General features: G+C 42.6%; 15 protein-coding genes. 5 read left to right on the top strand and 10 right to left on the bottom strand.

Annotation, left to right across the window (positions count from 1 at the left end):
* Positions 1-7: 7 nt before the first annotated feature.
* The 10 genes from ACSLUK_RS17525 to rnm form a co-directional block, all read right to left on the bottom strand.
* Positions 8-1,558: a Re/Si-specific NAD(P)(+) transhydrogenase subunit alpha gene (locus tag ACSLUK_RS17525; protein ID WP_448550089.1), complete on the bottom strand. Its 1,551-nt coding sequence runs from the start codon at positions 1,556-1,558 to the stop codon at positions 8-10.
* A 214-nt stretch (positions 1,559-1,772) separates the two neighbouring features.
* On the bottom strand, positions 1,773-2,285 hold the full coding sequence (locus ACSLUK_RS17520) for a YcgN family cysteine cluster protein (RefSeq protein ID WP_448550088.1): 513 nt from the start codon (positions 2,283-2,285) through the stop codon (positions 1,773-1,775).
* 13 nt (positions 2,286-2,298) lie between these two features.
* Positions 2,299-3,345: a lytic murein transglycosylase gene (locus ACSLUK_RS17515; protein ID WP_448550087.1), complete on the bottom strand. Its 1,047-nt coding sequence runs from the start codon at positions 3,343-3,345 to the stop codon at positions 2,299-2,301.
* Positions 3,346-3,357: 12 nt separating this feature from the next.
* Positions 3,358-3,648 carry a YcgL domain-containing protein gene (locus tag ACSLUK_RS17510; RefSeq protein WP_448550086.1) on the bottom strand — a complete coding sequence of 97 codons (291 nt, stop codon included), beginning with the start codon at positions 3,646-3,648 and terminating at the stop codon, positions 3,358-3,360.
* A gap of 163 nt (positions 3,649-3,811) precedes the next feature.
* Entirely contained in the window at positions 3,812-4,969 is a 1,158-nt protein-coding gene (gene rnd / locus ACSLUK_RS17505; protein ID WP_448550085.1) for a ribonuclease D, read from the bottom strand.
* Positions 4,970-4,996: 27 nt separating this feature from the next.
* Positions 4,997-5,860, bottom strand: coding sequence for a 23S rRNA pseudouridine(2605) synthase RluB (gene rluB, locus ACSLUK_RS17500; RefSeq protein WP_448550084.1), 864 nt, complete (start codon positions 5,858-5,860; stop codon positions 4,997-4,999).
* 29 nt (positions 5,861-5,889) lie between these two features.
* Positions 5,890-6,486: an SMC-Scp complex subunit ScpB gene (scpB, locus tag ACSLUK_RS17495; protein ID WP_448550083.1), complete on the bottom strand. Its 597-nt coding sequence runs from the start codon at positions 6,484-6,486 to the stop codon at positions 5,890-5,892.
* Positions 6,486-7,331, bottom strand: coding sequence for a segregation and condensation protein A (locus ACSLUK_RS17490; RefSeq protein ID WP_448550082.1), 846 nt, complete (start codon positions 7,329-7,331; stop codon positions 6,486-6,488). The genes scpB and ACSLUK_RS17490 overlap by 1 nt, the downstream gene beginning before the upstream one ends.
* Positions 7,332-7,342: 11 nt before the next feature.
* Positions 7,343-7,963, bottom strand: coding sequence for an L-threonylcarbamoyladenylate synthase (locus tag ACSLUK_RS17485; protein ID WP_448550081.1), 621 nt, complete (start codon positions 7,961-7,963; stop codon positions 7,343-7,345).
* Between the two features lie 23 nt (positions 7,964-7,986).
* The gene (rnm, locus tag ACSLUK_RS17480; protein ID WP_448550080.1) at positions 7,987-8,859 is read right to left on the bottom strand and encodes an RNase RNM; all 873 of its coding nucleotides are present in this window, start codon (positions 8,857-8,859) and stop codon (positions 7,987-7,989) included.
* Between the two features lie 333 nt (positions 8,860-9,192).
* Between rnm and aroF the strand changes: the two genes are divergently transcribed.
* The 5 genes from aroF to trpCF are packed head-to-tail and all read left to right on the top strand — an operon-like array spanning position 9,193 to position 14,917.
* On the top strand, positions 9,193-10,206 hold the full coding sequence (aroF, locus tag ACSLUK_RS17475; RefSeq protein ID WP_448550079.1) for a 3-deoxy-7-phosphoheptulonate synthase: 1,014 nt from the start codon (positions 9,193-9,195) through the stop codon (positions 10,204-10,206).
* The gene (locus tag ACSLUK_RS17470; RefSeq protein WP_448550078.1) at positions 10,203-11,837 is read left to right on the top strand and encodes an anthranilate synthase component 1; all 1,635 of its coding nucleotides are present in this window, start codon (positions 10,203-10,205) and stop codon (positions 11,835-11,837) included. The genes aroF and ACSLUK_RS17470 overlap by 4 nt, the downstream gene beginning before the upstream one ends.
* The gene (locus ACSLUK_RS17465; protein ID WP_448550077.1) at positions 11,837-12,505 is read left to right on the top strand and encodes an aminodeoxychorismate/anthranilate synthase component II; all 669 of its coding nucleotides are present in this window, start codon (positions 11,837-11,839) and stop codon (positions 12,503-12,505) included. Before ACSLUK_RS17470 ends, ACSLUK_RS17465 begins: the two co-directional genes overlap by 1 nt.
* A complete protein-coding gene (gene trpD / locus ACSLUK_RS17460) occupies positions 12,505-13,521 on the top strand; it encodes an anthranilate phosphoribosyltransferase (RefSeq protein WP_448550076.1) in 1,017 nt (338 codons plus the stop codon). Before ACSLUK_RS17465 ends, trpD begins: the two co-directional genes overlap by 1 nt.
* 1 nt (position 13,522) lies before the next feature.
* A complete protein-coding gene (gene trpCF / locus ACSLUK_RS17455) occupies positions 13,523-14,917 on the top strand; it encodes a bifunctional indole-3-glycerol-phosphate synthase TrpC/phosphoribosylanthranilate isomerase TrpF (protein WP_448550075.1) in 1,395 nt (464 codons plus the stop codon).
* The last annotated feature ends 4 nt before the right edge of the window (positions 14,918-14,921 follow it).

The raw sequence follows: 14,921 nt of genomic DNA, 5'->3' as shown, positions 1-14,921 counted from the left end.
GACGCTCCTACTTCCTAAACATTGTTAACATACGTTTAGTGACATAAAAGCCACCAAATATATTAATCGACGCAATTAAAATCGCGATAGCCGCAAACAACTGCACAACAAAACTACCATTACCCACTTGCAATAATGCGCCAACGATGATGATGCCCGAAATGGCATTCGTCACACTCATGAGTGGCGTATGCAAAGAATGTGATACGTTCCAAACCACGTGATAGCCCACCACACATGCAAGCACGAATACCGTAATGTGTTCGAAAAATTCTTCTGGCGCGACACTGGCCAGCCAAAAGTAAAACACCGCTGCTAGGGCCCACAACAAATTTTTCAAATTAAAAATCGGTGAAGATTCCACTTTTGGAGTTTCTATTTCTTCGTGTGCTTTAACGTTTGGTGCAGGTTGAGCTGGTGCCTGCGCAGACACCGTGATAGGAGGTGGTGGAAAAACGATGTCCGCTTTGTCGACCACGGTCATGTGGCGAATTACGTCATCGTCAAGATCTAGCACTATCTCACCATTTTTCTCGGGACAAATTAGCTTGAATAAGTTAGCTAAGTTGTTGCCATACAGTTGAGAAGACTGATTTGGCAAACGAGACACTAAATCGGTATAACCAATGATTGTTACTCCCTGATGCTGGTGGCTCTTACCCGCCACCGTAAGTTCGCAATTTCCTCCACCAGCAGCGGCTAAATCGACAATGACACTACCAGGTTTCATCGCTTCTACCATTTCGGCAGTAATTAACTTAGGTGCTGGTTTGCCCGGGATCATCGCGGTTGTAACAATAATATCGACATCCTTTGCTTGCTCAAGAAATAGCGCCATTTCTGCATCAATAAATGCCTGACTCATTTCTTTCGCATAACCATCGTTTGATGCCTGGTTTTCAGGCTCCTGATAATCTAGCACCAAAAATTCAGCGCCCATGCTCTCAATTTGTTCCTGAACTTCGGGCCTAGTATCAAATGCCCTGACAATCGCCCCCATGCTACTTGCAGTGCCGATAGCCGAGAGACCAGCTACACCTGCACCAATTATTAAGACTTTAGCGGGAGGCACGTTACCTGCTGCCGTCATCTGCCCAGTAAAGAAACGACCAAACACATTTGACGCCTCTACTACTGCTCGATAGCCCGCAATATTTGCCATTGAACTTAGTGCATCAAGCGATTGAGAGCGCGTCATACGCGGAACCATATCCATCGCCAGCGTGGTAATCGATTTATCTTTGAGTAAGTTTAATAACACTTCATTTTGTGCTGGCGCGATAAAAGAAATCAAATACGCGCCTTCGCTCATTTGCTCTATTTCTGCTTCAGTAGGCGCATTAACCTTAATGACTATATCGCTCGCTAGGCACTTTTTCTTGGTGACAATACTAGCTCCTGCTTTTTGATAAGCTTCGTCATGAAAGCTGGCACTTTCGCCCGCGCCTTTTTGAATTTGAATTTCAAACCCTAAAGAAATGAGTTGTTTAACAGATGATGGTGAACAAGCGACACGACGTTCGCTGCGTAAGGATTCTTTCGGTATGCCAATTATCATTTAACCCCCTGTAATGTAAAAACGACACAGCAAATGGACTTCCCATGAAATATAGGGAGCCATAGCTAATTATCGTTTTTGCGCTACCTCAAGGTGAGTACATCAGCACAAATTATTGTTATAGAGATACTTTTATCACAAAGTAGCAGACAAGCAAACCAGCAAAATTCAGGAATTGCTTATTTAGAAGGGTAATCGAGCTTATTTAGCAGGGTTAATCGATATCATCAAGTGGCCAAACAACGATATAGTCTTCGAAAAACTCTAAGTCCACTTCATTATCTTTAACTACTTTACCACGGACTGACATGCCAGCGCGGTGCATCGCTGATTTCTTGCCTTTGTGGAGCAATGGATGCCAAGATGGTAGCCCTCTGCCTTCTCTTAGCCGACGATATGTGCAGCTAGGAGGCATAAAAAATACGTCATCAAGGTTATCTTGTGTTAACTGTACGCAATCTGGTACCAACTTGGTGCGTTGACTGTATTGCGTACAGGCACAGGTTTTATCGTTGAGCAGATGACAGGCAATATTAGAATACACCATTTGCTCGCCATCATGCATAACATCAGTAGGTTTTAGCTCGTCCTCATCTGACACCTGTTCATCGTCGATAAACTTGTGTAAGCAACATTTGGCGCATCCATCGCACAATGACTCCCATTCACTGCGAGTCATTTGTTCAAGTGTTTTTGATTGCCAAAAAGGTTGGGCTTGTTCAACCATGGTACTGCTTTGCCTATTTTACTGCCGGATACTTAATTCTATCAGACAAGTGTCCAACAGAGCTAACAAAGTAATACGACAAATTCCAATGCATTAAGCTTTTGTAGTTATTGTAAGCTAAGTAAACCCTACCATTGGCGTCATCCGGAAATACTAATGCTGCTTTTATATCTACACTTGGCAAATCGCGACCATCCATACGCCTAATACCGAGTTCTTGCCACTCAGCCAAGGACTTTTCAGTTTTTTCCCAAGCTTTCAACCAATTAGACCGACCACCAGTATTTTTAGGGATAGCAAGAGATGTATCAAACCCTTCTGGCAGCTTCACCTGACGGCCCCATGTTAGTGCATCGTTCCAACCTTCTTTTTTCAGATAATTAGCCATAGATGCGAATACATCAGCTTGATCTGTCCAGATATCCTTTTTACCATCATTGTTACCATCTACGGCATAACTAAGGAATGAGGTTGGCATAAATTGATTTTGTCCCATAGCGCCAGCCCATGACCCTTTCATGTCTTCAATAGCAATATGGCCTTCGTCAAGAATTTGTAACGCAGCCCAAAGTTGCTTCTTAAAGAATGCTTCACGACGCCCTTCATAAGCCAATGTGGTTAATGCAGAAATCACATTATAATTGCCCATGATTTTACCGAAATTGGTTTCTAATCCCCACAATGCAACGATGAATCTTGGCTGCACGCCATACGCTTCGCCCACTTGGTTTAATAATTCAAAATGTTCTTTGTACATAGCCCTTGCACGTTTCACCTTCCACTCAGGAACGCGTTTAGGTAGATATGTATCAAGGGTTTCGACAAACTCAGGTTGATTGCGATCTGCTTTTACTGCGCGTTTGTGAAAAGTGACGTTCTTGAAGCTATTCTCAATAAATGTCTGCTCATAGCCTTTCTCAGCCGCTTCACTCTTAAGTGTTGCCACATACTCTTCAAAGGTGGGTTTTTCTACGTGTTTACTTGGAGATTCCGCCCATGCTGCACTTGTTAACAATGAAGCCGATAATAAACAGACAATACTACGTTTGATATTCAACATACGACTTATCACCTAATCACTTAATTCGTTATTATTTGCTAGTTGTGTTCTGTGAGTTTTGAGTAAATCTTCTTTTGGTGGTGGCAACTGCAAGTAAAAGCCCTCGTCACTCAAACTTGCTTTCACTTTTTCTAAATCTGCCATTCCAAGCTTAGTCTTGTTGGCAAGATTAATGATCGTCACCAAAATCGGTGTACCAAACATCTTGAGTAATGCTTCAGGTACTTGTGAAAAATCATCACGTTTATTAATAAAAAGGTAAGTGTCGGCTTTTCGACTACTTTTATATACGGAACATAGCATAATGGAGACCTATGAAATTAGAAGAATAAGTTCTGCCAACAATATAACACGACCATTTGAAATTGTTGACCACCTTTTGTTATGCAAATTCGTAACGTTTTGTAAGTGACAACTTAGGATGGCTGTGGGTCGTAACGGATGAAACGCTACGACCTCACTAAGGCTAGAGTGTTGAAAAATTATTTTGCGCTGAAAGCAGCAATCGCTCCCCTACAAGCTCGAAGCGCCAATCTCTTAGCAAATCAATCTGTTCTTGATTATCAGTTTGACCGTTAAGTTTATAGTGCCAAGTCAAAAACTGATTAATTTGCTTTTTAGACGCCATATTTTCAGGCAGCAAGTCATGTTGTTTTGCCGCTTTCTGAACGAAACTTTTTATCCGTTTAAATACTTGCTTGTATCCAGGATATTCATCCAAACGCGTTATACGGCTTGGATATTCTTCCTCAGGCACTTTACTGGCCTTTTGCAGTACCGACAACATTATCTTGCCTTTATGCTTAATGTCTAGTTGTTCAGCACCTTCTATAGAAAACATCGCAGCCATGTTCGTAGGTAAACGTTGTGCAACACCAATTAAGGTATTATCTTTGGCAATAAATCCAATTGGGAGATTTTTTTTCTTCGCTTGCTCATAGCGCCATATGGCCAAATGTTTCAACGCATTAAGTTGTTTGGGATTTAAACGCCAACTCATTTTCACGTTGTAATATAAGGTTGATTCATCAAGTGGAGTAAACTTTTTCTCGATCATCAAAGCGGACTCTTGCTTTACTGCTTGCAACCAAGGCGTTTGTTCAATTTCAGCCAGTAATTTCGGATAAATTTGAATAAGGTGAATGACATCAGCTTGTGCATATATTAGCTGGCTGTCAGTCAGTGGGCGCTTTGTCCAATCTGTTCTAGAGTCTGATTTATCGAGATCAATATCCAAAAAGTGTTTGACCATCGCTGCATAGCCTACAGATAAACCATGCCCTAAAAACGCCATCATAATTTGGCTATCGATTAGATTTTGCGGTCGGCAATTAGCGACCGTTAAAAATACTTCGAGATCTTCAGAACACGCATGCAAGACTTTGACAATAGAAGGATCTTCAATTAATCGCCAAAATGGTGATAAATCAAGCAACGCCAACGGGTCAATTAATATCACATGCTGACCATCACAAACCTGTATCAAGCCAAGTTTGGGATACAAAGTTCTGGTTCGCACAAATTCAGTGTCAACAGCGATGACCTCCGCTTGCGACAACTTTGCACATATATCCTTTAGTGCTTCATAGTCTTGAATATAAATAAACTGCAATGGTACTCCCATGGGAACTGCTTGATAACTGGGTGCTCTCTACGAGCGTCTTCTACGTGTAGTTTGCTTCTGGCGATGCTGATGTTTTTTTACGGACCGTCTGATACGTCGGCTCTTGGCATTATCAATTGCCTTCTCATCAACTTTCACCTTACTGTTCGTTTCAGGCTTAAGCTCTACTAATTTACGATAGTAGTTTACATCTTTCAAACCTAACTCAACCCAGCCACCTACAGGCAACTGGCGTTTTAGCTCTAAATCACCATAACGAACACGGATCAAACGGCTAACCTGTACTTCCTGACTTTCCCAAAGTCGACGTACTTCTCGGTTTCGCCCTTCGGAAAGCACCACATGGAACCAATGGTTACGCCCTTCTCCACCACGATACATGATCTTCTGGAACTTTGCAGGCCCATCTTCAAGCTTTACACCATGACGCAAACGTTGAAGCATTGCTTCATCAACTTCACCAAAAACACGTACCGCATATTCACGTTCCACTTTACGTGATGGATGCATCAATCTATTCGCCAACTCACCATCTGTTGTGAACAGCAACATACCAGAGGTATTAATGTCTAGTCGACCTACTGCAATCCAACGGCCAGATTCGAGCTTTGGCAAGCGATCAAATACCGTTGGTCGTCCTTCTGGGTCTTTTCGCGTACACATTTCGCCTTCAGGCTTGTTGTACATCAGCACACGACAAACTTCATCCGCTTGTGATTGCAGCGACACTATATGACCGTCAATTCGAATTTGCTCAGTACCTTCAACACGATCGCCTAAGTAGGCCGTTTTGCCGTCAACACTCACTCTTCCTTCACTTATTACCGCTTCCATTTCGCGGCGTGAGCCTTTGCCTGCTCGGGCAAGGACTTTTTGTAATTTTTCAGACATAGGTCTTAAACTCTCTTACGTCAGTAACATCACGCATTAACATCGCTAGTCTCTGTCTCATTTTGTTGAGTTATGTCTTCATTTTCGGATGAAGACTCAATAATAGGCAACAGTTCTGGTAACTGTGCCAGTGACTTTAAAGAAAAGTAATCTAAAAAAGCCGTAGTCGTCGCATACATAGCCGGACGACCGGGCACTTCCTTGTGACCTACAACGTGAATCCAATCACGTTCTAATAGTGTTTTCGTTATATGGCTGCTAACCGCAACGCCACGAATATCTTCTATTTCACCACGTGTTATCGGTTGGCGATAGGCGATTAACGCTAACGTTTCTAACAGCGCTCTAGAGTATCTCGGTGCTTTTTCTTCAAACATCATAGCAATGTCTTCAGCAAACGCACTAATCGCCTGAAAGCGAAAGCCAGAACCTACCTGCATCAGATTAACACCACGCGGTTTGTATTCTTCAACCAACTCATCAAGCGCTTGATTAATCACTCGATAATTCACACGGTAATTAGCCAATACTGTAGATTTCAATCGAGCAACTGACATCGGCTTGCCCGCGGTAAAAATAGCCGCTTCCAACAGTTGTTTTAATTGTTCATAAGGCAAAGTTTTCATTACAGTGATGCGTCTTTGGCCAAACGTACGTGTATTCTACCAAAAACTTCGGCTTGCACGACTTCTATTATTGATTCTTTTAACAATTCTAAAATGGCTAAAAATGACACCACCACACCTTGCTTGCCCTCATCGACACTAAACAGAGACTCAAACGAGCTAAAATTTTCATCATTTCGCCCAGACAAATACGTGATAATCTGTGACATTCGCTCACGAGTAGACAACACCTCTCGCGCAATATGGTGGTGTTCATACGCCTGCGCCCGTTTTAGTACCGCCTGAAAGGCGGTAACTAACTCAACTAAATCAACTTGCGTATCAATTACCCGCGCTTGAAAATTCTCAGGTAACTCAGCACTAGCCAAATATATATCTCGCTCCATGCGCGGCAATTCATCTAATCCTTCTGCCGCCGCTTTTATTATTTCATATTCCTGAAGGCGCTTCACAAGCTCGGCGCGCGGATCTTCTTCGTCCTCTTCCACCGTTTGTTTAGGTAATAACAAACGCGATTTTATCTCTGCTAAAATTGCCGCCATTACTAAATACTCAGTGGCTAGATCTAATTTAGATTCCTTCATTAATTCTACGTATGTCATGTATTGCTCAGTGATCGGCGCAATCGGCAGATTGAGAATATCGAACTTTTGTTTACGAATTAAATACAGCAGTAAATCGAGAGGTCCTTCGAACGATTCAAGTATGACTTCAAGTGCGTCTGGCGGAATAAATAAGTCTTGAGGTTTTTCAACAACAGCTTCGCCATGGATAAAAGCAAGCGGTAGGGGTTGCTGTTGCATTTCCCCTTGCATGACATTTGCACTTTTAATACTTTTATCCATCAAATTTGGTCTTATTCAAATGGTGTTGGATCGCCTTGCCCAATGCGAATAATACTGGCTTCACCATCAGAATAGTCAACTACAGTGGTTGGCTTCTCGCCTAAGTGACCACCATGAATAATTAAGTCGACCTGATGCTCCAAAATGTCTCGAATGTGTTCTGGGTCGTATTCGGCGTGTTCTTCGCCCGGCATAATCAAGGTTGTAGACATAAGCGGCTCTTCAATCGCTTCCAACAAAGCCTGCGCAATCGTATTTTCAGGAATACGAATGCCTATGGTACGCTTTTTCGCATTTAGCAGACGCTTGGGCACTTCTTTTGTCCCTTTAAAAATAAAGGTGTATGGCCCTGGTGTGTTGTTTTTGATTGCACGAAAGGCCGTATTGTCGACACTGGCATAAACAGACAGCTCAGATAGATCTCTGCATACTAAAGTGAAATTATGATCTTTGTCGATATTACGAATACCACATATTCGCTCTAGCGCCTTTTTGTCACCAATATGGCAACCTAAAGCATAGCCAGATTCAGTTGGATAAACGATAACGCCCCCTTGATGCACCATTTCAGCGGCTTGCTTCATCAATCGTCCCTGAGGGTTATCTGGGTGAACGTAAAAAAACTGACTCATTGAGTATTCCTAAATATTTGAAATTAATGCCAAGCAGACCAAATTGGTTCACAATTGTTGGGCAGTTTTAAATTTCTGCCAAGATCACTCCACTTGCTGGGATAATGAAAGTCTGAACCAAGTGATGCTAATAATTGATACTCTTGACAATAGTTTAGCATGCGTTGACGTTGTTCGTTGTTCATTTGTGGTAATACTATTTCCAAGCCATCGCCTGAGGCTTCGCTAAAATCGACAATCAGCCGTCTTAGCCATTTAGCGGACAAATCGTAACGAATAGGGTGCGCCAGTACCGCGACACCTCCCGCTTTATGAATAGTTGATACAGCATCCGCTATCGAACACCACTTAGGTTTGACATAAGCGCGTTTTCCTTTGCCAATATATTTGTCGAATGCTGCTTGCATTTTGCTAACATGACCTTGTTCAACCATAACTTTGGCAAAATGCGCACGTGTGACTGATCCTTCTCCAGCCCGCAATAACGCTTGCTCGTAGACACCGCTTAATCCACATTTTTCCAGTTTAATGCCGATTTCTTTTGCACGTTCATCACGTGAGTTCTGTTGACTTGCTATCAGTTCACTAAGCGCCTGATTTTTGCTATCAATATTTAATCCAACAACATGAATCTCAAAATTCTGCCAGAGTGTAGAAATCTCAATTCCCGGTACTAAGGTAAGCGGTAACTGATTGTCATCTATATAACTTTGTGCAATATCTAATGCAGAAACTGTATCGTGATCGGTAATTGCTAATACATCAAGTTGAAAGTTCACCGCCCTGTCGACCAAGGTTTCAGGCGATAAGCCGCCGTCAGAGCAATTTGTATGACTGTGCAGATCAACGCGCTTTTCTAAAAGGTTGTCTAAATTAGCGGTTGACATCCGAGGCATAATAAGGTCTTCTATACGAGTTTAAAGCAAACTAATTTTACTTTGGTAACAGACAGAATGATACAAGTAATTACAACTAATTCATTAATTTGGTGGTGGCATAACTCTACGTAAGTGGGTTGTGATGGTTTGCTATAGCTGCAAAAAATTTCGAGAAAACCCGCTTATTTCAAGCGGGTTTTTGCGTTTTGTGGCTGTTATTTTTTCATAAGAACTTAATTGTAAAGAGATAAACGATGCTAACAACAAGAGTGAAAAGTTGGTTCATCTGGTGGCTTCAGCCAATTTATGCCGGATGACAATCAATAACCGAACAAATTTAGGATAACGACAATGATCATAGTACTGAAACCACAGGCGTCAGAGCAGGACGCACAAGAAATACTAAACAAAATTGCAGAACTTGGCCTAAAACCGCTGTACATGCCAGGTATCGAGCGCACCGTAATTGGCGCATTAGGCGATGAACGTGTGCTTCGAAAACTCCATCTCGACAGCTACCCCATGGTAGATAATGTCAAACCCATTCTTAGCCCATACAAATTAGTTAGCCGAGAGCTACAATCTCACGACACTATCGTGTCTATAGATGGAGTAAAAGTTGGCGGAAACAAATTTACCGTTATTGCTGGTCCTTGCTCTGTTGAATCACAGGAGCAGCTTTTTGGCGTGTCAAAAATGCTGTCAGAGCACAACGTCCCGCTTCTTCGTGGTGGCGCATTCAAACCACGTACTTCACCATATAGCTTTCAAGGACTCGGCGAAGAAGGATTGGCTTTACTTAAAGCGGCTAAACAAGAATTCAAAATGCCTGTTGTTTCAGAAATCATCGATCCTAGTGATGCGCAGCTGATGTATGATTATATCGACTGTTATCAAATTGGCGCGCGCAATATGCAAAACTTTCGTTTGCTTGAAGCTGTAGGTGCTCAAGATAAGCCCGTATTACTAAAGCGCGGCATGAGCGCAACAATTGAAGAGTTATTGCTTGCCGCTGAATATATTATCAACGCAGGCAACCCCAACGTCATTTTATGTGAACGTGGTATTAGAACCTTTGAAACAGCAACGCGTAATACGCTTGATCTGAACGCTGTCGCACTGCTCAAGCAAAAGACTCACTTACCTGTGCTTGTTGACCCTTCTCACGGTACAGGCGTTAAATCGTTGATTAACCCATTATCAAGAGCAGCGGCTGCTGTAGGTGCCGATGGTATTATTGTTGAATCACACTTGAATCCTAAAGAAGCATTATCAGACGGTCACCAAGCATTAACTGAAGAAGATTTCACTCAATTAATGGCCGATATCACGCCATTTGTTAAGGCAGCAGGAAAAACGCTATGAAATCAATGTTTGCCCAAAGTAATTTGACGCCTGGTGCGGTGAACACGCTATCAGGAAGCGCCAAATATCAAAGTGATCCACTGGCTGTATTCCAACACTTAACCAAAGGACAAGCTAATGCTCTTTTGCTAGAGTCTGCGGAAATCGACAAAAAGCATGAACTCAAGAGTCTGCTACTTGTTGATGCCGCCGCGCGCATCGAATGTAATGGGAACAAAGTTACTTTTGAACCTTTGACCACAAACGGTGAAGCTGCACTTGAATTTGTGAAAGATAAAATAACGCAGCACGCTGAAATTACGATTTTGCAAAAAGGATTTACTGCGACATTTCATCCTGTGAACAATGAACTGGACGAACGTTCACGTTTGTTAGCTACTAATCAATTTTCGGCACTGCGCACTTTTTTACAACTTCAAAATGACGACCAGCATGACTTTGGTATATTCCTAGGTGGCACTTTTGCGTTTGACATGATGTCAATGAGTGAAGTCCTACCTGCTGTTAGCAATGGCGAAAACACCTGTCCTGACTATGTCTATTACCTCGCCGAAACCTTAGTAATTATCGATCATGAAAAGCGCTCATCCGAGATCGTTGGTAACGTATTTAGCGGCTCAGAACAACAAAAGTGTTACTTTGAAATTAGTCGTCGATTGTCGGAGATTAAAACGTTCATGGCAAACTTTTCAGCTGACGTAGACAAAAACTCAGCTGACGCTTTAATCAATGCCAAACACAATCATGATAATTTAACCGTGTCGGTGGATGTGAGTGACGAAGACTTTTGCCAAACAGTAGAACAATTAAAAGAGCACATCAAAGCCGGTGACATTTTTCAAGTCGTGCCCTCTCGCACGTTTTCGTTACCCTGCACAGATACGTTCGCGGCCTATGCGGCATTAAAACGCAGCAACCCTAGTCCGTATATGTTCTATTTACAAGATCGTGAATTCTGTATGTTTGGAGCATCACCAGAATCTGCACTTAAATTCCAGCACACTAATCGTCAGGTAGAAGTGTATCCTATCGCAGGCACTCGCCCACGTGGCTTTACCGCAAATGGCGAGTTTTCACCAGATTTAGACAGCCGTTTAGAGCTAGACTTGCGACAAGATCAAAAAGAGCTCGCTGAACATATTATGTTAGTGGATCTCGCACGGAATGATATTGCACGGGTATCAAAAGCAGGAACTCGACATGTGGCAGACTTACTTAAGGTCGACCGCTATTCCCATGTCATGCATTTAGTATCACGCGTCTGCGGTACGTTGGCAGATGAATTGGATGCCCTGCACGCCTATCAAGCGTGTATGAATATGGGCACATTGTCCGGAGCGCCCAAAGTAAGAGCGACTGAGCTAATTCGTCAGTTCGAAGGTAAACGCCGTGGAAGCTATGGTGGTGCAGTGGGATACTTAACCGGTTCAGGAGATATGGATACTTGTATCGTAATTCGCTCTGCGTTTGTTAAAAATCGAACTGCATTTATTCAGGCTGGCGCTGGGGTTGTATATGACTCGAATCCACAGGCTGAGGCCAATGAGACCAGACAAAAAGCGCAAGCGGTTATCAGCGCCATTCAATTGTCTGAATCAATAATTGCTGAGAAACGAGAAGGAGCAAAGTGATGAACTCCACATCAAATATGCCCAGTTCGGCAGCTAAACCCAAAATTTACATGATTGATAATCTGGATTCGTTTACCTATAACTTAGTTGATGAGTTTCAAGTCCTTGGCTATGAGTTAGTGATTTATCGAAATACGTTATCTGCTGACTTTATCATGTCACAAATTGAGTCATGTGACACACCAGTACTTATAGTACTTTCACCGGGTCCAGGAACGCCGCAAAGCGCTGGTAGTTTAATGGAAGTTATCGCCAGAGCGGCAGGCAAATATCCAATATTAGGCATTTGTTTAGGCCATCAGGCGCTTATTGCGCATTACGGCGGCACCATCGGTCGTGCGCCCGAGATCGTTCATGGTAAAGCATCTAATATTACCCATTGCCAAACAGGAGCATTTGAAGGCATTGCCAATCCATTACCCATTGCTCGATACCATTCGTTGGTTGCTACAATGGTGCCAGATGATATCAATGTTATCGCTGCATATGAAATTGACGAGCACACCACACTTCCGATGGCGGTAGTGCATAATCGGGATAACATTCTCGGGTTTCAATTTCACCCTGAATCAATTTTAACGACTTATGGCAGTAATTTATTAGCGCAAAGCGTTAAGTATTTAGCAGCACATGAAAATGCACAGCAACAGACCAAGGAGATGATCTAATGAGCACAATTCTTTCTCAGCTAGTTGAAGGTCAAAGTCTGGCACAGTCCCAGTCAGAAGCATTTTTTACGGACATGATCAAAGGCAATGTCGAACCTGTACTTTTATCATCCGTTTTGACCGCATTGAAAATTAAAGGCGAGTCACCTGAAGAAATCGCTGGTGCCGCTATTGCAATACGAAACTATTCAACATCGTTCCCTACTTTGCCATTTGAAGTAACTGACTGTGTTGGCACAGGTGGTGACGGCGCCAATACAATTAATATTTCAACCACCGCTGCAATTCTAGCCGCAGCCTGTGGCCTTAAAATGGCCAAACATGGTAATCGCAGCGTTTCGAGTATGTCTGGTTCAGCCGATCTACTTGAAGCACTAGGCGTCAACTTAACGATGTCACCAGAAACAGCAGCTCATTGTTTAACAAAGTCTAATTTATGTTTCCTGTATGCCCCTGCCTATCATCCGGGATTTAAACATGCAGCCCCAGTGCGCAAAGCCATGGGTATTCGAACCTTGTTTAACATTCTTGGTCCACTGGTAAATCCAGCAAAACCTAGCACGATGTTATTGGGTGTTTACACGCCAACATTAATCCCAGTATTGGCCCAAAGCTTAATGCTTACAGGTGTCACACGCGCTTGGGTGGTTCATGGTAGTGGCTTAGATGAAATTGCCTTACATGGTGCCACGACTGTTACCGAAATTAATGGCGACGACATGTTTGAACATTCGATATCACCTGAAGATTTTGGTTTATCGCGATATTCTTTAGATGATATTAAAGGCGGCACACCAGAGGAAAACGCCAATATCATCAAGGCCATTTTGGCTGGCAAGGGAAAACCTGCACATAACGCTGCAGTCATTATTAACTGCGCAGCGCTGCTATATTTGCACAAACGTGCTGAAAGTTTAACCGCTGCCGCCCAGCTTGCTGCAGAAGTGTTGGCCTCAGGTAAAGGAATAGAAACATTGCAATTAATGGCGTCTTTATCAAATGAAGGAGCAAACTAACATGACCAATGTACTCGCCAAAATTGTTGAAGACAAAAGAGTCGAAGTTGCAGCACTTAAAAAGGCCTTCCCTTTAGCGGAATTTAGAGATGAATTGACGCCTTCGACTAAGGATATGTACGCCGCGCTAACACGTACAATTGACAAGCCTTACGCTGGATTTATTTTAGAATGTAAAAAGGCATCACCCTCAAAAGGTTTGATACGTGAAGATTTTGATCCTGTCGCAATTTGTCAGATCTATAACCAGTATGCCGCGGCTATTTCGGTGCTTACTGACGAAAAGTACTTTCAGGGCACTTATGAATATCTTCAGCAAGTCACCAGTGAAGTTGACTGCCCCGTGTTAAATAAGGATTTCTTTATCGATCCTTATCAGGTGTATTTAGCCAGATATTACGGTGCAGATGCTATTTTGTTGATGTTAAGTGTACTGACTGACAATGAATATCTAGCATTGGCTGAAATAGCTGAATCACTTAATTTGGCTATACTCACAGAAATTTCAAATGAAGAAGAAAAAGCACGCGCCGTTAAATTAGGCGCCAAAATGATCGGCATTAACAACCGTAATTTACGTGACCTTTCAACCGACATATCCCGCACATTAGATTTTGCTCCAAGCTTACCTGATGATGTGATTATAATTTCGGAATCGGGTATTTATACCAACGAACAAGTACGTGAATTAGCACCTGCTGTAGACGGCTTTTTGGTAGGTAGTTCGATAATGGCACAAAAGGACATTGATCTTGCCTGCCGTAGCTTAATTTTCGGTCATAACAAAGTATGCGGCTTAACATCAGCCCAAGCAGCACTAGATGCCAAAAACGCTGGCGCTGTATATGGTGGATTGATATTCGCCGAAAAATCACCACGATATGTGACTTTAGAGAAAGCACAAGAAATAATTTCAACACAAGCCCTCAACTTCGTTGGTGTTTTTGTGAACGCGCCTATTAGTCAAGTGGTCGAATATTTAAACACACTTAACTTATACGCAGTGCAATTACATGGTGAAGAAAGTGAGGATTACCTCAAAGAACTTAAGTCAACATTAGAAAACACCAACAGTGAATGCCAAATTTGGAAAGCGCAAGCGGTCGTTAACCAAGTGCCTGAATTAATGCCAACTGCTGAGCACATCGTATTAGACGGTAAAAATGCGGGTAGCGGTGAAACCTTCGGCTGGCGAGCGTTAGCCGAGAGCGAGCAAGACTTAAGCCGTTGTTTTTTAGCTGGCGGCCTGAATTCAGACAATATTGAATCTGCATTATTGCTGGTGTCTGAACAACAGCTTTTTGGACTTGATCTAAACTCTGGCGTTGAATCTCAGCCAGGCGTTAAGTGTCGCGAAAAACTTAATACCGTTTTCGCACAAATCAGAAATTATTAGTAGG

The sequence above is a fragment of the Thalassotalea fusca genome, assembly GCF_053485835.1.
Note: the sequence above shows the minus strand (reverse complement) of the source record. Positions and strands in the feature narration are given on the sequence as shown.

Excerpts from the sequence above, each read along its gene's own strand:
- ACSLUK_RS17525 (WP_448550089.1), bottom strand. The coding sequence starts at position 1,558 with ATGATAATTGGCATACCGAAAGAATCCTTACGCAGCGAACGTCGTGTC.
- ACSLUK_RS17520 (WP_448550088.1), bottom strand. The coding sequence starts at position 2,285 with ATGGTTGAACAAGCCCAACCTTTTTGGCAATCAAAAACACTTGAACAA.
- ACSLUK_RS17515 (WP_448550087.1), bottom strand. The coding sequence starts at position 3,345 with ATGTTGAATATCAAACGTAGTATTGTCTGTTTATTATCGGCTTCATTG.
- ACSLUK_RS17510 (WP_448550086.1), bottom strand. The coding sequence starts at position 3,648 with ATGCTATGTTCCGTATATAAAAGTAGTCGAAAAGCCGACACTTACCTT.
- rnd (WP_448550085.1), bottom strand. The coding sequence starts at position 4,969 with ATGGGAGTACCATTGCAGTTTATTTATATTCAAGACTATGAAGCACTA.
- rluB (WP_448550084.1), bottom strand. The coding sequence starts at position 5,860 with ATGTCTGAAAAATTACAAAAAGTCCTTGCCCGAGCAGGCAAAGGCTCA.
- scpB (WP_448550083.1), bottom strand. The coding sequence starts at position 6,486 with ATGAAAACTTTGCCTTATGAACAATTAAAACAACTGTTGGAAGCGGCT.
- ACSLUK_RS17490 (WP_448550082.1), bottom strand. The coding sequence starts at position 7,331 with ATGGATAAAAGTATTAAAAGTGCAAATGTCATGCAAGGGGAAATGCAA.
- ACSLUK_RS17485 (WP_448550081.1), bottom strand. The coding sequence starts at position 7,963 with ATGAGTCAGTTTTTTTACGTTCACCCAGATAACCCTCAGGGACGATTG.
- rnm (WP_448550080.1), bottom strand. The coding sequence starts at position 8,859 with ATGCCTCGGATGTCAACCGCTAATTTAGACAACCTTTTAGAAAAGCGC.
- aroF (WP_448550079.1), top strand. The coding sequence starts at position 9,193 with ATGATCATAGTACTGAAACCACAGGCGTCAGAGCAGGACGCACAAGAA.
- ACSLUK_RS17470 (WP_448550078.1), top strand. The coding sequence starts at position 10,203 with ATGAAATCAATGTTTGCCCAAAGTAATTTGACGCCTGGTGCGGTGAAC.
- ACSLUK_RS17465 (WP_448550077.1), top strand. The coding sequence starts at position 11,837 with ATGAACTCCACATCAAATATGCCCAGTTCGGCAGCTAAACCCAAAATT.
- trpD (WP_448550076.1), top strand. The coding sequence starts at position 12,505 with ATGAGCACAATTCTTTCTCAGCTAGTTGAAGGTCAAAGTCTGGCACAG.
- trpCF (WP_448550075.1), top strand. The coding sequence starts at position 13,523 with ATGACCAATGTACTCGCCAAAATTGTTGAAGACAAAAGAGTCGAAGTT.